This window comes from Pectobacterium actinidiae, assembly GCF_000803315.1.
Classification (GTDB): domain Bacteria; phylum Pseudomonadota; class Gammaproteobacteria; order Enterobacterales; family Enterobacteriaceae; genus Pectobacterium; species Pectobacterium actinidiae.
Genome location: NZ_JRMH01000001.1, coordinates 482889 through 505760, shown reverse-complemented (window position 1 = coordinate 505760; position 22872 = coordinate 482889). Strand labels below are relative to the sequence as shown.

The window sequence follows — 22872 nt, the reverse complement described above, 5'->3', positions numbered from 1 at the left end:
GTACAGGCAGTATCAGTAATAAGAATTACCGACGACGGCCTTTACTTCCTGTGCGCGGCGGACGACCGACGGTGGCCTGATACACCTTGAAGCGTCCGGTCTGCGCCAGTACTTCATGGCTACCAAAGGCGGCGTCTAACAGCGCCGGATAAGGCAGGAAGGCGTTAGCGACGATGCGTAACTGCCCGCCAATCGGCAGATGAGTTACCGCACCACGAATCAGCATTTCCGCGGCTTGTAGGCTGGTCTGTAAGCCGTCATGGAACGGCGGATTAGACACGATCATATCGAAGCGGCCATCGATGTCTGAGTAAACATTACTCGCAATCACGCTGCCTTCTAACGCATTCGCCGCCAGCGTTGCTTTACTGGATTCGACAGCGGCTGCACTGACATCGCTCAACGTCAGGCGGATTTTCGGCGACTGTTTCGCCAGTACCGATGCCAGCACACCCGCACCGCAGGCGATATCCAGCACTTTGCCTTTCATGTGCGGCTCAAACGTAGACAGCAGCAGTCGGCTACCGGGATCCAGGTCATCACGGCTGAAGACACCCGGAAGCGTTTTGACGGTTACGCCGTCCGTCACATACTCATCCCACCACTCATCCAGCGTGAAGCTAGCCTGCTTGTCAATCCGACCGTGGTAAAGCCCGCAGCGACGTGCGCTGTCGATTTTTGCCAGCTCAACGAAGTCAGACAGCACAATTTCAGCACTACGCACGCCGCTGCGGTTTTCCCCAACAACGAAAATTTCCGTACCGACCGGCATCAGAGACAGCAGGTTACGCAGTTGGAATTCCGCTTCCTGTTTGCTCTTCGGCCAGTAATAAATCAGCGTGTCGCTATCCGCCACCAGCGCCGTATCCGCTACCAGACCATATTGAGCGTTATCCCCAAGTGGCTTTGCCATCTGTTGCCAGTGGTGATATTGGTTGCAATGGACACGCACCGACACCGCCTCAAACTGCGCGGGCAGGGTATCCTGCAAATCACCGGCAAACAGAACTCGGCGTGAAAGAAATTCGTCACTGTGGCGCAGTATGACTTCACTGGCGGGGGTTAATGCGGACATCAGGCTACGGCTCCTTAATCATTGAGCGGGGGATTATATACGCTTCGTCCCCGAAGTTGCAGAGCGGAGAGGAAATAACCGCACCGACGTTGGCGCAGTCTGACGGGGTTTGTTAGCATAGGCACGAATCATTTTCTCGCACGCCAGACAGGATAACGCATGGAATCAAGACGTGACAGGCTGCTACAGCAACTGGGGATTACGCAGTGGACGCTGCGTCGCCCGACGGTGCTGCAAGGCGAAATCGCCGTCAGTCTGCCCGAACAGGTGCGTCTGGTGATTGTCTCAGCCGAGCCGCTGGCCGATGATGAACCGCTGCTGACCGATGTTCTGCACAGCCTGGCGCTCACACCCGCGCAAGCCTATCGCCTGACGCCGCAGCAGATCGAGATGTTGCCCGCCGACGCGCATTGCCATAGCTGGCGGTTGGGCATCGCGGAACCCATTGCGCTACAGGGCGTTCAGCTTTCCAGCCCTCTGCTTTCCGAACTTTATCAAAATGCCGACGCCAAACGGGCGCTGTGGCAACAGATCTGTGAACATGAACACGATATCTTCTCTGACGCCAGCCGATCTGGCACAAGCCTTTAAAATTGAACAAGCCAGCCACGCTTTTCCCTGGACGGAAAAAACGTTTGTCAGCAATCAGGGCGAGCGCTATTTCAACCTGAAACTGGAGCATGACGAGCAGCTTGCCGCGTACGCCATCACACAGGTCGTGCTGGATGAAGCGACGTTGTTCAATATCGCCGTGCATCCCGATCATCAGCGCCAGGGGTTGGGTCGCCAGCTATTGGAACATCTGATCGACGAAATGGAGCGGCGCGGTATTCTGACGCTGTGGCTGGAAGTTCGCGAGTCAAACGCTCGTGCCATCGCGCTTTATGAAAGTCTGGGCTTTAACGAAGTCTCCGTGCGCCGCGATTACTATCCTACCGCACAAGGCCGGGAAGACGCGATTCTCATGGCGCTGCCGCTCGGCTAACTTCTTTACCTACGGCACGCGCTACTCGGTGCCGTAGGACGCCATAATGTGCGCCCCGTCCCGCTCTCCCTTTTTTCCCGACAGAAAAATCCCCGCAACGTGATCGTCATAAATAAAACCTCGTTTCTTTTTTATCACAATGATATTCCATTTCATGTTTCTGGTTTGCAGGCATGTAGGGTTTATCCGTTATCTACGAGGACTACTATGAAAAAATACACTCTGGCTACGACGCTCCTGTGCGGTTTATTCTCTCTTTCCGCTTACGCGGTACAAGTCACGGCGGTGACGGCTTCCGCTTATGATTCAGACAAGGGCCACAAACCGGCCAATATTGCCGATGGGGACGTAAAAACGCGCTGGGCGGCAAATGGTGAAAGTTGGGTTCAGTTAGAACTGGATAAAGAACAGTCGGTTGAGAACTTTGTCCTGGTTCCTTTCAAAGCGGACGAGCGCAAACTGAAGTTCTCCGTTTCCTACTCTACCGACGGTAAAACCTGGCAAAAACTGGCTGACAATCTGGTCACCTCCAACAATGCCAAAGGCGGAGAGAAATTCACCTTCCCTGCCGTAAAAGCGAAATTCTTCAAGCTGGATACGTTTGGCACCGATGTGAACAAGTGGAGTGCCATCAACGAAATCAGCTTTAACAGTGCCGCACAGGTTCCGGCTCAGGCTATTAAGTAACGCATTGGAATCGTCTGGCGCTTAGGCTAGCCGACGTCGATGTCGTTGAAGCACCACGCCCGACATGACTATCGAGTGTGGTGCATCCCAGCCTTGTGGCTCCTTTAAGGCTTACCACTCCCTTACCTTCCTCTCCGACCCCGTTACCCACATTCTCCTTAGCGTTGAAATAAAAATCATTCTCAACTAATATGCGCCTGAAATTTGACCTCCTATCGCTCCGTTTCAGGCACCAGATATGTCATCAGCCAATATTGATACCTCAGCAGATCTGCATCAGCTCTATTGTCAGCATCATGGCTGGTTACAGGGGCTATTGCGCAAACGGTTGGGGAATCTGTGTGATGCGGCCGATCTGGCTCAGGATGTCTTTTTACGGCTCTTGCTGAAACCGCGCCAGTTCGACAGCCACGCAGGGGCACGGGCTTACCTAAGCGTAATGGCGCAAGGTATGTGCGTCGATCTCTGGCGCAAACGAGAAATTGAGCGCACCTGGCTCACCTCGCTAGCCGAACAACCGGAGTTAGTTGCCCTGTCCGCGGAAGACAGCAACATCATTCTCGAAACCCTGTATCAGGTCGATGCCATGCTACGCGCGCTGCCAGAAAAGGTGCGCGCCGCCTTTATCATGGCGCAGGTACAGGGATTACCCTATCGGGACATTGCCGAGACGCTTGGCGTTTCCGAACGCATGGTGAAAAAATACATGGCTCAGGCCATGCTACATTGCGTGCTGTTGGAGGCAGAGATAGACGCGGACGATCAGGCCGTTCATTCATGAATAAGCCCAGTTTTATCGCCTTGCAGCAGGCATCGCAGTGGTACGCCCAACTGTGCGATCGGGAACCTGACGATGAACACTATCGCCACTGGCAGCGCTGGATGGACGAAAGTGAGGAACATCGCCGGGCGTGGGAATACGTGCAAACCGTCAGCCAGCGCTTCCAACCGCTGCGTGGCGACGGTCAACAACCCGCGCTGAATACGTTACTACACCAACCTGCACCAATGACACGCCGCCGTGCGCTCAAGCTCGCCGCGCTGCTCAGCACCGGTTCTCTGCTTTCCTGGCTGACTTACCGCCACACGCCGCTAAAAGATTCGCTGCTGGCGATGACGGCCGATCATCATAGCGCGGTTGGGGAAATCAAACCCCTCACCTTACCGGATAACACCCGAGTGTGGCTGAACACCGCCAGCGCGATTGATATCCGCTACAGCGACCAACGGCGGGAAATTGCTCTGCTGGCCGGGGATATTTTGATTGATACCGCCGCCGACTCTCGCCCCTTCTTCGTCACCACAACGCAAGGGCGCATGCAGGCGCTGGGCACGCGCTTCAGCGTCGCACAGGAAACGGACGCAACCACGCTGACCGTTTACCAACACGCCGTCGAGGTCAGCGCCAAGTACGCCTCCGCCACACGTCGGGTCAATGCGGGTTATCACCTGAGTTTTAACGCTGATGGTCAGGGGAACATGTTGCCCAACCAGCAGAACGACGCCGACTGGTCACATGGCGTGCTCCAGGCGGATAACATGCCGCTGGGTGAAGTCGTGAAGAAACTATCACGCTATCGCCACGGCTATCTGGCGTGCCAGCCTGCCATCGCGGATTTACGCGTGATGGGCACCTTCCCCTTAACCGATACCGACATGGCACTGAACATGCTCGCACAGGCCTTCCCGGTCCGCATCCAGCGGCGTTTTCCGTGGTGGGTGACCGTCGAGTCACGCTGATATCGCCCTCTTTTTTGGATACCGTTTTTGGGATACAGCAAAAAAATTTTCTCTTTTGAGTTCCCCTTTTTCTGCTGTCGTTCGATTCACAGTAAAACCACTAATTTTTACTCTGGGTCAGAAGGCGAATTTTCATGGCATTGATTCCATTTTTCTCAACACAGCGCACACCGTCCAAACTGGCAATGGCCGTTCATTTACTGCTATGCGGCGCACCGCTGTTCGTACACTCCAGCGCAATCGCAGCAGAAACGGCAGCCGTGGCGGCAACCAAAACCTACGCAATCTCTGCCGGACCGCTTAACCAGCAGTTAAACCAATTCGCTGCCCAATCAGGTGTTTATCTGGTCGGCGATGCACAATTGGCAACAGGAAAAACCGGACCGTCTCTGCAAGGGAATTACAGTATCGATAGCGGCTTTTCAGCCCTGCTCGCCGGAAGCGGGCTTCAGGTAATTCCGCAGCCTAACGGCGTCTGGCGCTTGCAGAGAATACCGCAGGGAGATGAAATGCTGGTCGTGGCGGGCGTCAATCGCAACGGTGTGACCGAAGGCGCTCAGTCCTACACTACGCGCAGCATGAATACCGCGACACAGCTGAATCTGTCACCGCGCGAAACGCCGCAGTCGGTGAGCGTTGTTACGCGCCAGCGCATGGACGATCAGAATATGACCTCGCTGGATGAGGCCATGAAACAAACCACCGGCATTAACGTGGTCAATCAGAATAGCTATCAGGTGAAGTACGAATCGCGCGCCTTCGTGATGGATAATATCAAGGAAGACGGGGTGAACTTCTCCAGCCAGAACAGCGTATCCAACATGGGGGCGGTTCAGGCCTCCAGCGAATCGCCCGATCTGGCGATTTACGATCGCGTCGAGATCCTGCGCGGCGCGTCCGGCCTGTCACAAGGCAATGGCGAACCCGGCGGCACCGTTAATCTGGTGCGCAAGCAGCCTACTCACAATTTTCAGGCATCCGGCAGCGTTGGCGCGGGCAGTTGGGATAATTACCGCAGCGAACTCGATGTCTCCGGGCCGCTGAATGACGATGCCAGCCTGCGCGGCCGTCTCGTTGGCGTTTATCAGGACAAACAAAGCTTTAAAGATTACGAACACAGTGAAAGAAAAGTGCTGTTCGGCACGTTGGCCTACGATCTGACGCCATCCACCACGGTCACAGGCGGCATCAACTGGCAAAAGACCCGGGGCGTGCCTGATGTGTATGGCATCCCGTTCGCCACCGATAAAAGCAGCCTGAACCTGCCGCGCTCCACCTATCTGGGTGCAAGCTGGAACCGCATCGAATTTGAAAAAATTAACCCGTTTGTCGAACTGGAGCACCACTTCGATAACGACTGGACGCTGAAAACCGCGCTGAACTATATCCATTCCCGCGCGTCAAGCAGCTATATCGGTATCATGAACGGCACCAGTGGCGTCAATCCGGCAACGGGAAATTCGTCGCTGAACAATAACCTGCGCTACGACAACAAGGCCGAACAGTGGGGTTACAACCTGAGCCTGAACGGTCCGTTCGAGCTGTTGGGGCGTAATCATGAACTGGTGGTGGGGGGGGATTATCAAAAAGAGAATTTCGATAACAACCACATACGCATCAACAACACCAGCAGCGTGAATATTTTCAACTGGCAACCTGATTCGCTGGCAGAACCAGACTGGTCAAATACCAGTCTCTACAACAACCACTATAACGACCGCTTTAATCTGTATCAGCGCGGCGCGTTCGCAACGGCCAGATTCGAACTGGCGGATGACTGGAAGCTGATTCTCGGCGGCCGTTACAGCGCCTACAGCTATGACGAGTATTTCAACAACTATAAGAGCAACAGCAAATGGACCAGTAGCCTGCATGCCAGCAATGAGTTTGTGCCTTACGGCGGCCTGCTGTGGGACTTTGCCGACAACTACACCTGGTATCTGAGCTACGCCGAGATCTATAAGCCACAGAGTTCAAAAGACAGCAACGGTAAGCTGCTGCCCGCCATTACCGGCACCAACTATGAAACCGGCGTGAAGGGCGAGTTCTTTGATGGCGATCTGAATACCTCGCTGGCGCTGTTCCGCATCATTCAGGCGAATCGCGCGATAGCCGTGGCGGATAGCTCTGTTTGCCTGGTCGGGACAAGCTGCTCCCAGGCTCAAGGCGAAGTCCGTAGCCAAGGTGTGGAGTTCGATATCACGGGCAAACTGGCCGAAGGCTGGCAGATTCAGACGGGTTATACTCTGACCAACAGTAAATATCTGGAAGGTAGCGAGAGCGAAAAAGCGGCACAGTTCAGCCCGCGTACGCCGAAACATATGTTCAAGCTGTACACCTCATACAATCTGCCGGGTGAGTTGAACCAATGGACGATTGGCGCAGGTATGACAGCACAGACCGAGACGCAAACTTACCCTAATCGGGCTTATGGCCTGCATCAGGGCGGTTACACCCTATTTAACGCCAATGTCCGTTATCAATACAGTAAAAACCTGAGCTTCAATCTGGTAGGCAATAATCTGACGGATAAAACCTACTACTTAAACCTGAACAACCGCCATCTTAGCGGCAACAACTATTACGGTGACCCACGTAATTTCATGCTGACTGCGAAGTGGAATTTCTAAGCGAACACGCCTGCCAGCCTCGTCTGGCAGGCCATCGCCTAATCCATTATGCAAACGCTTAAACGTTTTTATGCGCTGGTCACGCCTTTCTGGCTGACCACACAGGCCACGCTGCTGTGGTTATTGCTGCTGCTGATTATGAGCCTGACGCTCTCCGTCGTGTGGATCAGCGTACAGTACAACAACTGGAGCCGGGATTTTTACGACGCGCTGGCCGACTATTTTCAGCACGCGTCAATCTACGACATGGCCGTGCGCTACCTGGCTTATACACTGCTGTTCGTGCTGGCTATCATCTGCGGCAACTGGCTCAAGAAACAGCTGATTATCCGCTGGCGCGATACCATGACGCACCAGTATGAACAGGATTGGCTACGCCATCACGCCCACTACCAGCTCAGCTCAGGCCTGGACAACCCCGACCAGCGCATCGCGGAAGATATTCGTCTGCTGATCGAACAGAGCCTCGAACTCCTGCTTTCTTTACTCAAGAATATCGCCCGTTTTTTCTCTTTCATTGCCATTCTCTGGCAGCTTTCCGGCGTCCATACCTTCATGCTCAGCGGCTATCCCATCACGGTACACGGCTATCTGGTATGGATAGCGCTGGTTTACGCCGCATTAGCCAGCGTGGTGACGCACCGGCTGGGGCATCGCCTGCACAAGCTGAATATTGAACGGCAGCGAACAGAAGCCGACTACCGCGCCACGCTGCTGCGGGTACGGGATAACAGCGAGCAAATCGCGTTTTATCAGGGAAGCGACGCCGAGCAGCAGCGGATGCGGCAACACTTCCTGCCCATTGTGCAAAATTGGCAGCGTTTAATGGCGCGAGAATTCCGGCTGGAGAGCTTTACGACCAGCTATTTCCGTTTCAGCCTGATTATTCCGGTTTTCGCTACCCTGCCGCTGTTTCTTGCTCGTCAGGTTAGCCTCGGGGCGATTATGCAAGCGCGATCCGCCTTCGGTTATGTGTTGGATGCCTTTGGCTGGTTTATCGATGCCTATCGCCAGTTGGTTCAGTGGTCCTCCACGATTGAACGGCTGTGGGAATTCCAGCACCGCTTACAGCAGTTGCCGACGCCAAACGCACCGCGCTATGAAGGCCATGCTCTGCACATCAACGCCCTGTCAGTATCGCGCCCCGAGGGTTCACCGTACTTCTCCCCGCTGACGCTCACGCTTCAGGCTGGCGAATGGGCAACACTCAGCGCACGCAGCGGCAGTGGAAAAACCACGCTGCTGCGTGCGCTGGCGGGGCTGTGGCCTGTCTCACAAGGAGAGTGGCATCTCCCTGCCGGCCGCACACTGTTTTTACCGCAAAAGGCCTATTTACCGCAGGACACGCTGCGTCAGGTACTGTGTTATCCGCAGGTGCAGTTAGCGGATACCGCACAGTTGATCGCGGTGCTAGAACAAACCGGGCTGGCCACGCTGATTCCCCGTCTGGATGACAAGGCAAACTGGAGCCGGGAGCTATCGGGCGGCGAACAACAGCGCCTGTCGCTTGCACGTGCGTTGCTGCTGCGCCCGACGCTACTTTGTCTGGATGAAGCCACCAGCCAGCTTGATGACGCAGCGGCGCTTCAGCTGTTAGCGCACGTCAGGACTGCACTGCCACAAACCATTGTTTTGGCCGTCAGCCACCAGCCTGCCGTACAGGCCAGTTTCAAACATCAGGTACGGTTAACGCCACTCTCACAAGGGGAAAATGCGACAATACAGCCAGAGAGGGACATGCAGCCCATTTCGTAGCCGTATCGTGAAGGGAAAATATCCGTCGGGATCTTCTGTAATAGAGGACCCGGCTTTCACCGGGTCTTCTAGGCTTGTTACGTTAACGGACAAGAAGAATGACGTTAGAAATCAATCGACATCGACAGCTTCAATGAACGCGGATCGCCCTGATACAAATAAGCGCCCGTATCGTTTACCGATGACCAGTATTTCTCGTTCGTCACGTTTTCTACGTTAGCACGCCATACCATCGTATGGTCATTCATCGGCATGCTATAACGTACCCCCAGATCCAGACGCGTCCACGGTTTCAGCTTCAGAGTATTTTCCGCATTAGCATATTGCGAACCGGAGCGAATCACCGTTCCTGCTAACGTCAGGCCGTCAACCGATTTGACGTCATACTCGGTACCGAATACCAATTGATAGCGCGGTACGCCTATGACATCCTTGCCGTCGTTGGTGCCCGAATTTGTTTTAGTTTGCTGCGCGGCAATCCAGGTCGCACTGCCATTCAAGCGCAGCCCAAACATCGGTTCACCGAAAACATTTAGCTCCATACCACGGTGGCGACGTTCGCCGTAAATCCCGTAAATACCCGTCTGGCTGTCGATAAATTCATTTGGTCGTTTAATTTCAAACAATGCCAATGAACCACCTACGCGTTCATAGTCAAATTTCACACCAACTTCATTTTGTTTAGCGACATAAATTCCCGTTACCTGACCGACATTTACTGCATTAAATGGCGCAACCTTGCCTGGAGATAACGCTTCGATATGGTTAGCATACAACGAAATATTTTCCCACGGCTTCACGACAAGACCATAAGCCGGCGTCACTTTCGTACGGGTGAATGTACCATCCCGCTCTTCTACTCCTTCATAGCTATAGTTACGCACCATGATTTCCTGACGACGTAGGCCCACGGTCAGCGCGATTTTATCTTCCAACGCGGACAACGTGTCGGACAACGCAAGCCCCGTACTTCTCACCCGATTACGCACATTTGGACTATTCATATCACCACCAAAGTAGATGGAAGGCGGTGAGGCAATATTGCCAGGGTGATAAATATTGGTTGGCACAGTACCAGACATATTGTAGGCAGTACGGCTCTTCGAATAGACGCCGGAATAACCGACATTGACTTTATGAGTAATAAATCCGGTATCAAACTGTCCGCGGAGACCTAACAGGCCAGAAAAAGTATCTCGTAATAGAGGGACATCCATACGCGATATGGTCGCATTTCCGTTGTTATCCGTGAGTTTGGGTGACGCATAGCTACCAAACTCATCAGCCCGACTGCTGCCAATCCCTGAGTATACCGTCCAGTTGTCGGCTACATCATATTCACTACGCCACATACCGAAGGTCGTTTTCATATCCGAATGAACCCAACTAGGAGCGTAATTTAGCGTTGCATCGGGGACATCTGGAATAACGGTTGCGCTGCCGACGTTTACGGCAATACGCCCACCGTGAACATATTGATGCTGATAACCTGCATCCAACGACGTACGGAATCGATCACCGCGATAATCCAAGCCAACAGAAGCCAATGACATGCGGTCTTTTTGATCATGGATCGCGTTTTCACCTTCCCGATGCAACACGTTGACACGCACGCCAAACTCATTGTTGTCGCCAAAACGACGCCCAACATCCAGCCCGCCGCCGATCTTATTCTTTGATTCATAATCAACGGTCAGACGCGTGAGCGGATCATCGGTGGCATGTTTTGGTTCAACGTTAATGGACCCACCGACGCCGCTACCCGTTCCGCCCCCCGAAACGCCGTTAACAAATGCACTAGCACCTTTAAATACCTCTACTCGCTCAACCATGTTGGTCGATACCATTTGGCGCGGCATCACGCCATAGAGGCCACCAAAGGTAATATCATCGCCATCCAGCGTAAAACCGCGAATGCGGTACGTCTCCATGAAATTACCGAAACCTTTCAAGGTTTGAATAGACGCATCATTCTTAACAACATCAGCCAACGTTTCCGCTTGCTGTGAAAGTATCATCTTATCGGTGTAACTGATGATATTAAACGGCATATCACGCGCGTTCTGCTGACCCAGAAACCCAACGCGTCCGCCATTTGCAATTTGTCCATCCAAATAGGCAGGCACCAAATCGTCACCACCGGCACGGAACGTATTGCCCGGTTTCGCCACCACAGTCATGGTGTCACCACTCGGCTCAGTGCCCGCTACAGAAGGTGATGTTGTAGACTGTGCCGCAGTTGGAGACACTTCCGCCAGCAGCGGCATAGCCACGCCGCCGCACAGTGAACCGACTAATACGGCTAGCTTTGCGGGTTTAGTCGTCAGAGACCCTATCGATGTGATTTTTTTCATTTCCCCACCAGTTAGAAATACTAATGATTATTATTTGTGTTTCTAATTATGGACACACCGACATACAACACAAGTAATAAAACGTAGCGTGGTAACGAATAAAGGAATTGAGAGAGGAAGGTGCCTTGAATAGCAGACGTTAAGTCAGTAATAACGACCAGAGATAGCGCGATTATCGGTATGCCCCCTGACACAAGTCTCTTGCGGAAGAGTGGGCAAGGGAAGAGAGGAAATACAGCCCGGAGCGGATGTCCGGGCTGTCGTGATATTACTCGTTATCGCCCAGCAGAACGGATTCCAGCGCGATTTCGATCATCTCGTTGAACGTGTTTTGACGCTCTTCTGACGTGGTTTGTGCACCGGTACGAATGTGGTCAGAAACGGTACAAATTGCCAGTGCTTTCGCACCGAACTCTGCCGCGACGCCATAGATACCAGCCGCTTCCATTTCCACACCCAGAATGCCGTATTTTTCCATCACATCGAACATCTGCGGATCTGGCGTGTAGAACAGATCGGCGGAGAAGAGGTTACCAACGCGGACAGAAACATCACGAGCTTTGGCAGCATCAACGGCATTACGCACCATATCGAAATCGGCAATCGCCGCGTAGTCGTGATCTTTGAAGCGCATGCGGTTCACTTTGGAATCCGTACAGGCACCCATACCGATCACCACGTCGCGCAGTTGCACATCTTCACGTACCGCGCCGCAGGAACCCACGCGAATGATCTTCTTCACGCCGAATTCGGTGATCAGTTCTTTCGCATAAATTGAGCAGGATGGGATACCCATACCGTGGCCCATGACCGAAATTTTACGGCCCTTATAGGTTCCGGTGAACCCTAACATGCCACGCACGTTGTTCACTTCGTGGGCATTTTCCAGAAAGGTTTCTGCAATATACTTAGCACGCAGCGGGTCGCCGGGCATCAGTACTACGTCCGCGAAATCACCCATTTCTGCATTAATATGTGGCGTAGCCATGCGTTTATTCCTTAATTAATCAAGTTCACGTAAAAACGGTGTGTTTTACAGTATCGATTTGCCGTAGTCCATAGGCGACAGGCCAAAGTAGGCTGCAACCGTCTGCCCGATGTCGGCGAAGGTTTCACGGTGACCGTACGACCCCGGCTTCACGTTTGGCCCATAGATCAACACCGGTACATTCTCGCGGGTGTGATCGGTGCCATGCCAGCTTGGGTCACAGCCGTGGTCGGCCGTCAGAATCAGGATGTCGTCACCCTTCACGCGGGACAGCATTTCTGGCAGGCGGCGATCAAACAGTTCCAGCGCGGCAGCATAGCCCGGAATATCGCGGCGGTGGCCATAGGCGGAATCGAAATCAACAAAGTTGGTAAACACGATAGTGTTGTCGCCCGCACTATCCATCTCTTTCAGGGTGGCATCAAACAACGCATCGATGCCGGTGGCCTTCACTTTCTTCGTGATGCCGACCTGCGCGTAGATATCCGCAATTTTACCGACGGAAACCACCTCACCACCTTTTTCATCCACCATTTTTTTCAGGATAGTCGGCGCAGGCGGTTCGACGGCCAGATCGTGACGGTTGCCAGTACGCTCGAAGTTACCGGGTTTGTCGCCGATAAACGGACGTGCGATCACGCGCCCGATGTTGTAATTCCCTTCGGTCAGCTCTTCGCGGGCGATTTCACACAGTTCGTACAGCTTATCCAGACCGAATGTTTCTTCATGGCAGGCAATCTGGAACACGGAATCCGCAGAGGTGTAGAAAATCGGCTTGCCGGTTTTCATGTGTTCTTCAGCCAGTTGATCCAGAATCACCGTGCCGGAAGAGTGGCAGTTGCCCAGATAACCCGGCAGATTGGCGCGTTCTACCAGCTTATCCAGCAGTTCCTGCGGAAAGCTGTTTTCTTCATCTTTAAAATAGCCCCAGTCAAACAGCACAGGCACACCGGCAATTTCCCAGTGGCCAGACGGCGTATCTTTCCCCGAGGAGATTTCGCTGGCGTACGCGTAAGCCCCGATGATGTCAGCATTTTCATCCAGCCCTACTGGGAACGTCCCCGTTGAGGCCTCAGCGGCTTTACCCAGCCCCAAACGGCTCAGGTTCGGCAAATGCAGCTTGCCGCTGCGCCCTTTATCCGCCGTCCCCGCCGCACACGCCTGAGCGATGTGACCGAGCGTATCCGAACCGACATCGCCAAAACGCTCTGCATCAGCACTGCTACCGATCCCAAACGAGTCGAGAACCATAATATATGCACGTTTCATTTTTTCTCTCCTGCGCAGTTCTGCGCTAACGCCCTGCCTATTAGCAGGGGAAAATCAATTCAAGACTACCCATCGCCAACCCTGCGCGATTACGCTTCTACGCTCACCCGACGATAAACCATCGGGGTCTTTTCTGGCGCGGTGTCACCCAGTTGGATCGCGGCACGGACTTCATTCGCCGCCTGCTGCCACTGCGCTTCCGTATTGGCGTGGATCACCGCCAGCGGACGCTGCGCGTCAACGCGTTCACCCAAGCTGATCATGCTATCCAGACCGACGCTATAATCGATAATATCCGTGGCCTGACGGCGTCCGCCCCCCAGCGAGACGACAGCCATGCCCAACGCCCGGGTGTCCATTGCAGTGACAATGCCTTCACGCGTCGCAAAAACAGGCTTGCTTAATGTCGCCACTGGCAGATAACGATCGTAGTGTTCGACAAAATCGCCTGGGCCACGCTGTGCGGCGACCATGCGACCAAAGACGTCGGCCGCTTTGCCGTTATCCAACACGGCTTGCAGACGTGAATGCGCCTCGTCCGCCGAGCTTGCCAGCCCGCCCGCCAGCAGCATCTCGCCACAGAGCGCCATAGTAACATCATACAGGCGCGGATTGCGGCTCTCTCCCGTCAGGAAACGCACGGCTTCTCGCACTTCCAGCGCGTTACCCGCACTCGAAGCCAACACCTGATTCATGTCAGTCAGCAGTGCGCTGGTACGACAGCCCGCGTTATTCGCTACGCCGACAATCGCCTGCGCCAGCTGTTCGGACAGTTCATAGGTCGGCATAAACGCCCCGGATCCCACTTTGACGTCCATCACCAGCGCGTCCAACCCTTCCGCCAGCTTCTTCGCCAGAATCGACGCGGTGATCAGCGGGATTGAATCGACCGTAGCGGTAATGTCACGCGTGGCGTAAAAGCGTTTATCCGCCGGTGCCAGCGAGGAGGTTTGCCCAATAATTGCGACACCAACCTGCTGGATGATGCGACGAAAATCATCATCGTTCGGGAAAATATCCAGTCCCGGAATCGCTTCCAGTTTATCTAACGTGCCGCCGGTATGCCCTAAGCCACGCCCTGAGATCATCGGGACGTAGCCCCCACAGGCGGCGACCATCGGCCCCAGCATCAGCGAAGTGACATCCCCGACGCCACCGGTAGAATGCTTGTCCACCAGCGGGCCATTCAGGTTCAGACTTTTCCAGTCCAGTACCGTGCCGGAATCACGCATCGCCAACGTCAGCGCCACGCGCTCATCCATCGACATGTCATGAAAATAAATGGTCATTGCCAGCGCCGCAATCTGGCCTTCAGATACGGTATTGTCACGAATACCGTTGATAAAGAAGCGGATCTCTTCTTCGCTCAGCGCTTTTCCATCCCGCTTCTTACGAATAATTTCTTGAATCAGAAACAAGGTCTGTACTCCTGATGAATTCTGATATGGCTCAGCAGCCTGTCGCTGCGAGCACATTTGCTGTTGTGCAACATGCTTTCATGAACAAAATATTGTCACGAATAAAATCGTGCGCCGTCTGCGCGTGATTAGTAGCTACCCTGCGGAGCCGCTGTCGCGTGGCCAAGCGTTGTCAGCAGGCTCGCCAGCAGACTGGATGCGCCAAAGCGAAAATGCTGCGCAGTCGCCCATTCAGCGCCCATGATATCGTCCGCCAGTTGCAGATAGATGGCGGCATCTTCCGCGTTACGCACGCCGCCCGCCGCTTTAAAACCGACATGCTCACCCACACCTTTATCGCGGATCGCCTTCAGCATGATCGCCGCGCTTTCTGGCGTTGCGTTCACCGGCACTTTACCGGTTGAGGTTTTAATGAAATCCGCCCCCGCATCAATGGCAATCTCGCTCGCCTGACGGATCAGCGCTTCTTGCTTGAGTTCGCCCGTCTCGATGATCACCTTCAACAGCACATGGGCATCCTGACACACGGCTTTACAAGCCTGCACCAGCTCAAAACCGATTTGAGCGTTGCCAGCTATCAGTGCCCGGTAAGGGAATACGACATCAACTTCATCAGCACCGTAAGCTATCGCTGCTTTGGTTTCTGCAACAGCAATCTCAACATCATCATTGCCGTGCGGGAAGTTGGTCACCGTCGCGATGCGGATATCCGGCGTACCCTGCTCACGCAGGATCTTTTTCGCCAGAGGGATAAAACGTGGATAGATACAGATAGCAGCAGTTTTCCCTGCCGGGCTGTTTGCCTGACGACAGAGTGCCGTCACTTTTTCATCCGTATCATCCTCATTCAGCGTGGTTAAATCCATCAGCACCAGCGCGCGTTGCGCGGCCGTGGTCAGCTTGGTCATACAACACTCCAACTCGTCAGCCGGTCTAACCGGCCCTGAACATTAACTGGTATAAACCAGCACGTTTGGCGAGCGGACTTGGTTCCTTGAAGATAGCGCTCAGGAGAAACAACCTGTAGCGGCACCGAGATCCTTCTCACCGCAATCAGCCTTCCTCTACAATTCATTCTGTGATGATTTCAACACCGAAAGAAACGGCTTAAACATTTGAACCCGTCAGACATTTGAACACGCCATGCCGGACTATTTTGTGCATTCATTCACACTTGATGTAAGAGAAATGCAATGGGCAGTAATTATATGTGATTTTTATCACACACACTTCTCCAGATAAGGTGCGTTCGATGAATTAACAGTGACAACCTTGTCGGCCAGATGATCCCTCTATATCGGGAAAAAGAGGCGGCAGCACACGGGCAACACGCGGGATAGAAACCACCTGCCGTGGGTTGATGTCATGTAATAAGCATAGCGGCTTCTCCCTAAGTACAGAGAGAAACCGCGAACAGATGAGGAAAATTATTTCCCTGCGGAAGGTTTACGGTAATCCAGCGCGGGCTTTCGATCGCCCAGTAGCGGCTTATAGTGGAAGTTCTCGCCACGGCTCTTGTCGAACTCCGCTTTCGCCTGTTGAATTAATGCAGGATCGCTCAGTAGCTTCGCCCCTGTGACAGCCAGCGTTTTGGCTGCAACGTCCATACCTTTATAGCCAATCGCCATACCACCGGACGCCACCGCCTGCCAGCTGTGTGCCGGTACGCCAGGCACCCAGGTTGCCGTTCCCAGCCCAACCGTCGGCACGACCCAACTGACATCCCCCACATCGGTCGACGCATATCCCATTTCGCCAAAATGGTACGGCGCGATATGACCCGCACTGGACAGCGGTGGCAGTTTGGGTTGATCCAACGTTTTCTGTAGCGCGGTGGCAAAATCCGTATCCGCCTTATCCCACTGCGGCGCGCCGACGCTTCTGAGGCTGTCATCCATCACTTTTCCCAACACGTTGTTCGGCAACAGGCTGTACACGCCGCCAAGAATTTCAAATTCATAACGCGTTTCGGTGCCCAGCGCGGCACCTTCTGCCGCTTTACGGATGCGATCGGTGACGCTGGCGACCACAGCCGGATCGGGGTGACGCACGTAGTAATACACTTCGGCGAAGTCCGGCACCACGTTCGGCGCTTTACCCCCATCGGTAATCACATAGTGAATGCGTGTTTCCTGCGGCACATGCTCTCGCATCGCATTCACCATAAAATTCAACGCCTCTACGCCATCCAGCGCCGAACGCCCTTTTTCTGGTGCCAGAGCAGCATGCGCGGAGCGACCATAGAAACGAAACTTACCGTTCACATTCGCCAGTGAATAATCTTGCGAGGCAGAATTCTCATCGCCGGGATGCCAGTGCAGCATCACATCCACATCCTTAAACATCCCCTCCCGCGTCATATAGACTTTACCGGAGCCGCCCTCCTCCGCTGGCGTGCCGTAAACCCGGATTTGGCCAGGTTTACCCGTCGCCTCCAGCCACTGTTTCAGCGCAATCGCCGCGCCCACCGACCCGGCACCAAACAGGTGATGCCCACAGGCATGCCCAGCCTCTATACCCGCAACGGGCGAACGCTCTGGCGTCGCGGCCTGAGAGAAGCCCGGCAGCGCGTCCATCTCAGCCAGAATACCGATAACCGGCCCACCGGATTTCCCTGCCGTCGCCACAAACGCGGTGGGTATCCCCGCAACGCCTGCTTCAATGCTGAACCCTGCGGCTTTCAGCTCATTTTGTAACAGTTGAGACGTGTTGGTTTCCAAATAGCCCAGCTCGGGCTTTGACCATATCTGCTGAGCAACGTTCGTCATCTGTCCCGAGTAATTCGCGACGGCGTTCACGATCGTTTCCCGATCTTTCTCAGCCAGTTCAGCGGCATAACCCAATGAAAGGAAGCAAGAAGAAAACGCCACGGCCAGCGCGGGCGGTATATATCGTTTCAGTGCCATACGTTTTTCCCTATCCGTAAAAGAGATGCACGCCGATGAAGAACGGCAATTGATGTGATGTAGTGCTAATGATGTGGAATGCTATTTGTTTGAACGCTATTTATGTTTAGCTGTGCCGGACTACTTTTTCAAAAAATAATCCGCACAGCAGCAATAACAACAGCAACGTGCTACTTCACGCAGCAGGACAAGCACCCTAAACTACCTACCAACACGACTGTTTCCGAGAAGCCGCAGACAACGCAATGACTGAACACACCGAAGATTCACGCTGGTATTTGTACATACTGCGCACGGTCGCAGGGACGCTGTACACGGGTATCACAACGGATGTCAGCCGCCGCCTGAATCAGCATCAAACGGGAAAAGGGGCAAAAGCATTGCGGGGAAAAGGAGAATTAACGCTGGTGTTTCATTGTCTGGTGGGGGATCGCTCAGACGCACTCAAACTGGAATATCGCATTAAACAGTTGAGCAAAAGTCAAAAAGAAAGGCTGGTACAAGACCAGCCCAAGACGCTTTGTATTTCAAACACGATGTATTAATACGCTATCGGCTAATGAATCGCGTTAGAGAAAGCGGTTGAATGGTTCGGCGTATTCCACCAGCCCGCTCGCGCTTTCAAACCCGCTTTCGCCCTCAGGACGACCTTCACCGACAACATGGTTATCGGCCAGCGGATAGACCTGAAAAGCCGATTCACTGTTCGGCCAGCGGCAGTGCAACTGATGTTCAGTGGCCGGAACAAAGCCAAAACGAGAGTAGTATGTTGGCTCACCCAGCACGACGACGGCGGTATAGCTAAATTCATTCAGCGCATCCAGCCCTTCATAAACCAGCTTCTCCCCCACACCCTGTCGGCGCAGGCTTTCGTCTACCGCCAACGGCGCAAGCGCCACCCACTGCCGATCCTCACCGTCGATCAGCACCGGGCTGAATGCCGCGTAGCCTACCACGCCACCTTCATCGTCAGTCGCCACAACGCCGAGCGTCAATAAGCCATCTTCACGCAGTTGATGAACCAGATCCGCTTCCGCGCCCGTTGGAAAAGCACGGCGCAATAAGTTGTCGATCCCTGCGGCATCGACGGGAATTTCCACCCGAACTAGCATGATACTGGCGTATTATTCACTGGTTGCACCACGCCCTCCTGTAAGCCGGCTTCAACAAAGTTCGCCAGTTGCAGCAGGCCAATACGCAGCGGCGCAGGCATAGCTTCCAGCTCAATGGCGTCCATCAGGTTCTTCACATACAACCCTAATTCGGTATCGCCCTCAATGCGCAGACGGCGCTGGAAAAAGAGCGTATCAGGATCTTCTTTACGCGCGGCGATCAAAATCAGATCGTTCGCGTCCGCGCTGAAGCTGACATCTGCGGTTTCAGCGTGGCTCACGACCAGACGCCCATCACGCAGCGTCATAAACCATTGCAAGCCAACGTCACGCACCTCAATTTTCAGCCAGCGGCTTTCAAGAAATGCCAGATCGCCCTCTTCCAACGCCTGACGGAACTGCCAGCCCAACATCTGTTCCAAAACCTGACGCTGTAGCGCAAAGGGGGTGAACTTGAGTGGCTTACCGAATAAGCCTGGCCCCTGACGCACAATCTGCGCTCGTAGTTTTTCCAACACTGGCGTACTCCTCTTAAAGCAATCTGACTGTTCAGATAATCTGCAAACATTTTGCCACATCCACCGCGAGCGGCAGAGGTCTATGTCAATAATTTAGTCGGTTATCCGATTATGCCCAACAGATTTTGTCCTTGCGCGACGATTAGCACCATAAACTGCCTTAAATCAAAGTCCTTACCTGATGGGTTAATTAAGATTCCCAATCGTTAACAACATTCATCGACTGATAAAAAATCGCTTACGGCGACCCGCAAGGGTGGCAGGCAGAACGCCCGTCATAAACGCGAGTCAGTCTGAACATCATTAATCGTACCGAGCTGCTACCGCCCCGAAGGGATTAATGAAGGATTGTGTATGGAACTGCTTTGCCCCGCTGGCAACCTGCCGGCACTGAAAGCTGCCATCGATAATGGCGCAGATGCGGTCTATATCGGCCTGAAAGATGACACCAACGCACGTCATTTTGCCGGGCTGAACTTTACCGATAAGAAGCTACAGGAAGCGCGCGAGTACGTGCATCGCCACCGGCGTAAGCTGCACATCGCCATCAATACGTTTGCTCACCCGGACGGCTATCAGCGCTGGCAGCGTGCCGTGGACATGGCCGCGCAGATCGGTGCTGATGTACTGATCCTCGCCGATCTCGCCATGCTGGAATATGCCGCCGAGCGCTATCCCAACATCGAGCGTCACGTGTCAGTTCAGGCTTCTGCGACAAACACCGAAGCGATCCGCTTCTACCATCGCCATTTCGATGTCGCTCGTATCGTGCTGCCGCGCGTGCTATCCATTCACCAAGTGAAGCAGATCGCCCGCACCAGCCCGGTGCCGCTTGAAGTGTTCGCCTTCGGCAGCCTGTGCATCATGGCAGAAGGCCGCTGCTATCTCTCTTCTTATCTGACCGGTGAATCACCAAATACCGTGGGTGCCTGCTCGCCAGCGCGATTTGTACGCTGGCAACAGACGGAGAACGGCATGGAATCACGCCTGAACAATATCCTGATCGATCGCTATCAGGACGATGAAAACGCCGGTTACCCCACATTATGTAAAGGCCGTTATGTCGTCGATGGGCAGCGCTACCATGCGCTGGAAGAACCAACCAGCCTGAACACGCTGGAGCTTCTGCCTGAATTGATGGCCGCCAATATTGCCTCTGTAAAAATTGAGGGCCGCCAGCGCAGCCCGGCCTACGTCAGCCAGATTACGCAGGTGTGGCGACAGGCTATCGATCGCTGCCGTGCCAATCCTGAGACATTCGTTCCCACGCAGGCCTGGATGGAGGCGTTAGGTGCAGTGGCAGAAGGTACGCAGACCACGCTCGGCGCTTATCACCGTAAATGGCAGTAGCAGGAGAACACATGAAATACGCATTAGGGAATATCCTCTACTATTGGCCGAAAGCGGATGTTGAGGCGTTTTATCAGACCGCGGTGAACAGCAGCGCCGATATCATTTATCTCGGCGAAACGGTGTGCAGCAAACGCCGTTTGATGAAGGTGGCGGACTGGTTCAACGTCGCCCGCGAGGTCGCCAACAGCGGCAAGCAGGTGGTGATCTCTACATTAGCGCTGTTACAAGCGCCATCGGAACTCACAGAGCTAAAACGCTATGTGGAGAACGGCGAGTTCTTACTGGAAGCCAACGATCTGGGTGCAGTTAACATCGCCGCCGAACGTAACCTACCGTTTGTCGCCGGACACGCACTCAACTGCTACAACGCGTACACACTGCGAGTCCTGCACAAACAAGGCATGGTGCGCTGGTGCATGCCAGTCGAACTCTCTCGTGACTGGCTGCAAAACCTGTTGAATCAGTGTGACGAGCTTGGCTTTCGCCATCAGTTTGAAGTGGAAGTGCTCAGCTACGGCCACTTACCGTTAGCCTATTCCGCCCGCTGCTTTACCGCCCGTTCAGAAGATCGACCAAAGGATGAATGTGAAACCTGCTGTCTTAGCTATCCGCAAGGCAGAAAAATGCTGTCGCAGGAAAATCAGCAGGTGTTTGTCCTCAACGGCATTCAGACACAAAGCGGCTATTGCTACAACCTCGGCAACGAGCTGACATCAATGCGGGATCTGGTCGATATTGTCCGGCTATCACCGAACGATATCAGCACCCCAGAAATGCTGGATAAATTTCGCGCTAACGAACAGGGAAATGCGCCATTAACGTTGGAAAATCAGGCTGATTGCAACGGCTACTGGCGCCGCGTCGCCGGTCTTGAACTCGTTCAGTAACCTACCTTATCTCAGGGCGGCCAGCCGCCCTTTTCTTCCTAAACGCATCTTTTGAATTACGCAGCGCCGCCACAATCGCTCATACTGCTCTGACTTTCATCATTGACTGACGGCGTTAGCATCCACCGAATGGGTGGAGTCAGTGAACAACAAAGTGAGCCACATTATGTCCACATCTTCTCAATCCACCGTGTTTTCCGTCCTCGATCTTGCGCCTATTCCGCAAGGTGCGACAGCGCGTGATGCCTTTCATCGCTCGCTGGATCTGGCGCAACATACAGAAAAATGGGGCTATCACCGCTATTGGCTGGCAGAACATCACAGCATGACGGGCATCGCCAGCGCGGCGACGTCGGTGCTACTTGGCTACCTTGCCTCGGGTACACAACGCATCCGTCTCGGCTCTGGCGGCGTGATGCTACCGAACCACTCACCGCTCGTCATCGCCGAGCAGTTCGGTACGCTGGAATCACTTTATCCCGGCCGTATCGATTTGGGATTAGGTCGCGCACCCGGCACCGACCAGCGCACCATGATGGCGCTGCGTCGTCACCTTAATGCCGATATCGACGATTTCCCACATGATGTACAGGAATTGCAACGCTATTTTGCCGACGCACAGCCGGGTCAGGCAGTACAAGCCGTTCCGGGACAAGGTCTACACGTTCCGATCTGGCTACTGGGTTCAAGCCTGTACAGCGCGCAGTTGGCTGCCAAACTGGGATTACCTTTTGCCTTCGCCGCCCATTTCGCACCCGATATGTTGCTGGAAGCATTCCGCCTCTACCGTGAGAACTTTGTCCCTTCAGCCACCTACGCCAAGCCCTACGCGATGGTGTGCGTCAATGTGGTTGCCGCTGATAGCGATCGGGATGCACGCTTCCTCTTTACCTCAATGCAGCAACAGTTCATCAACCTGCGCCGTGGCACGCCGGGCCCGCTGCCCGCTCCGGTAGAAAACATCGACACGGTCGGATCGCCTGCCGAGCAGTTCGGTGCCGATCAAGCACTGAGGCTGTCGATTGTTGGCGATAGCACGAAAGTCCGTCATGGGTTGCAGAGCCTTTTGCGTGAAACGCAGGCGGATGAAGTGATGATCAACGGTCAGATTTTTGACCATCAGGCACGACTGCGATCGTTTGAAATCGCGATGGATGTACAGCAGACGCTGTAATATCGAACGAGTGAATGTGTT

20 protein-coding genes are annotated in these 22872 nt (G+C 54.0%); 11 read left to right on the top strand and 9 right to left on the bottom strand.

Annotated elements, in window-relative coordinates; all coding sequences use genetic code 11:
* Window positions 1-25: 25 nt before the first annotated feature.
* A complete protein-coding gene (gene rsmC / locus KKH3_RS02120) occupies window positions 26-1075 on the bottom strand; it encodes a 16S rRNA (guanine(1207)-N(2))-methyltransferase RsmC (RefSeq protein WP_039355348.1) in 1050 nt (349 codons plus the stop codon).
* Between the two features lie 159 nt (window positions 1076-1234).
* On the opposite strand from rsmC, the gene KKH3_RS02115 reads away from it, so the two are divergent.
* The 7 genes from KKH3_RS02115 (at window position 1235) to KKH3_RS02085 (ending at window position 8872) form a co-directional block, all read left to right on the top strand.
* Window positions 1235-1666 (top strand): DNA polymerase III subunit psi, encoded by a 432-nt coding sequence (locus KKH3_RS02115; protein WP_010309329.1) that lies wholly within the window; start codon window positions 1235-1237, stop codon window positions 1664-1666.
* Entirely contained in the window at window positions 1617-2060 is a 444-nt protein-coding gene (rimI, locus tag KKH3_RS02110; RefSeq protein ID WP_039355346.1) for a ribosomal protein S18-alanine N-acetyltransferase, read from the top strand. The genes KKH3_RS02115 and rimI overlap by 50 nt, the downstream gene beginning before the upstream one ends.
* 207 nt (window positions 2061-2267) lie before the next feature.
* Window positions 2268-2747, top strand: coding sequence for a discoidin domain-containing protein (locus tag KKH3_RS02105; RefSeq protein WP_039355344.1), 480 nt, complete (start codon window positions 2268-2270; stop codon window positions 2745-2747).
* A gap of 238 nt (window positions 2748-2985) precedes the next feature.
* Complete coding sequence (locus KKH3_RS02100; protein ID WP_039355342.1) at window positions 2986-3528, top strand: sigma-70 family RNA polymerase sigma factor; 543 nt, start codon at window positions 2986-2988, stop codon at window positions 3526-3528.
* Window positions 3525-4487, top strand: coding sequence for a FecR domain-containing protein (locus KKH3_RS02095; RefSeq protein WP_039355340.1), 963 nt, complete (start codon window positions 3525-3527; stop codon window positions 4485-4487). Before KKH3_RS02100 ends, KKH3_RS02095 begins: the two co-directional genes overlap by 4 nt.
* A 134-nt stretch (window positions 4488-4621) precedes the next feature.
* Window positions 4622-7117, top strand: a complete 2496-nt coding sequence (locus tag KKH3_RS02090) for a TonB-dependent siderophore receptor (RefSeq protein ID WP_039355338.1) — start codon at window positions 4622-4624, stop codon at window positions 7115-7117.
* A gap of 48 nt (window positions 7118-7165) precedes the next feature.
* Complete coding sequence (locus tag KKH3_RS02085; RefSeq protein WP_052201277.1) at window positions 7166-8872, top strand: ABC transporter ATP-binding protein/permease; 1707 nt, start codon at window positions 7166-7168, stop codon at window positions 8870-8872.
* Between the two features lie 104 nt (window positions 8873-8976).
* Here KKH3_RS02085 and KKH3_RS02080 read toward each other — a convergent pair whose 3' ends face one another.
* The 6 genes from KKH3_RS02080 to KKH3_RS02055 form a co-directional block, all read right to left on the bottom strand.
* Window positions 8977-11226 (bottom strand): TonB-dependent receptor, encoded by a 2250-nt coding sequence (locus KKH3_RS02080; RefSeq protein ID WP_052201276.1) that lies wholly within the window; start codon window positions 11224-11226, stop codon window positions 8977-8979.
* A gap of 268 nt (window positions 11227-11494) precedes the next feature.
* Entirely contained in the window at window positions 11495-12214 is a 720-nt protein-coding gene (gene deoD, locus KKH3_RS02075) for a purine-nucleoside phosphorylase (protein WP_039355336.1), read from the bottom strand.
* 45 nt (window positions 12215-12259) lie between these two features.
* Complete coding sequence (gene deoB / locus KKH3_RS02070) at window positions 12260-13483, bottom strand: phosphopentomutase (RefSeq protein ID WP_039355334.1); 1224 nt, start codon at window positions 13481-13483, stop codon at window positions 12260-12262.
* Between the two features lie 89 nt (window positions 13484-13572).
* Window positions 13573-14901 (bottom strand): thymidine phosphorylase, encoded by a 1329-nt coding sequence (gene deoA, locus KKH3_RS02065; RefSeq protein ID WP_039355332.1) that lies wholly within the window; start codon window positions 14899-14901, stop codon window positions 13573-13575.
* Window positions 14902-15029: 128 nt separating this feature from the next.
* Window positions 15030-15809 carry a deoxyribose-phosphate aldolase gene (gene deoC, locus KKH3_RS02060; protein WP_039355330.1) on the bottom strand — a complete coding sequence of 260 codons (780 nt, stop codon included), beginning with the start codon at window positions 15807-15809 and terminating at the stop codon, window positions 15030-15032.
* Between the two features lie 519 nt (window positions 15810-16328).
* Window positions 16329-17807, bottom strand: coding sequence for an amidohydrolase (locus KKH3_RS02055; protein ID WP_039355328.1), 1479 nt, complete (start codon window positions 17805-17807; stop codon window positions 16329-16331).
* Between the two features lie 245 nt (window positions 17808-18052).
* On the opposite strand from KKH3_RS02055, the gene KKH3_RS02050 reads away from it, so the two are divergent.
* On the top strand, window positions 18053-18352 hold the full coding sequence (locus tag KKH3_RS02050; protein ID WP_039355326.1) for a GIY-YIG nuclease family protein: 300 nt from the start codon (window positions 18053-18055) through the stop codon (window positions 18350-18352).
* A 24-nt stretch (window positions 18353-18376) separates the two neighbouring features.
* Here the strand turns inward: KKH3_RS02050 and KKH3_RS02045 are convergent, their stop codons facing one another.
* Window positions 18377-18919: a GNAT family N-acetyltransferase gene (locus tag KKH3_RS02045; RefSeq protein ID WP_039355324.1), complete on the bottom strand. Its 543-nt coding sequence runs from the start codon at window positions 18917-18919 to the stop codon at window positions 18377-18379.
* On the bottom strand, window positions 18913-19437 hold the full coding sequence (ubiT, locus tag KKH3_RS02040) for a ubiquinone anaerobic biosynthesis accessory factor UbiT (protein ID WP_039355322.1): 525 nt from the start codon (window positions 19435-19437) through the stop codon (window positions 18913-18915). The genes KKH3_RS02045 and ubiT overlap by 7 nt, the downstream gene beginning before the upstream one ends.
* A 354-nt stretch (window positions 19438-19791) precedes the next feature.
* Here ubiT and ubiU point away from each other — a divergent pair, with 354 nt between their 5' ends.
* The 3 genes from ubiU (at window position 19792) to KKH3_RS02025 (ending at window position 22851) form a co-directional block, all read left to right on the top strand.
* Window positions 19792-20787, top strand: a complete 996-nt coding sequence (gene ubiU / locus KKH3_RS02035; RefSeq protein ID WP_039355321.1) for a ubiquinone anaerobic biosynthesis protein UbiU — start codon at window positions 19792-19794, stop codon at window positions 20785-20787.
* Between the two features lie 11 nt (window positions 20788-20798).
* Entirely contained in the window at window positions 20799-21677 is an 879-nt protein-coding gene (locus tag KKH3_RS02030) for a U32 family peptidase (protein WP_039355319.1), read from the top strand.
* 166 nt (window positions 21678-21843) lie between these two features.
* A complete protein-coding gene (locus KKH3_RS02025; protein WP_039355317.1) occupies window positions 21844-22851 on the top strand; it encodes a luciferase-like monooxygenase in 1008 nt (335 codons plus the stop codon).
* The last annotated feature ends 21 nt before the right edge of the window (window positions 22852-22872 follow it).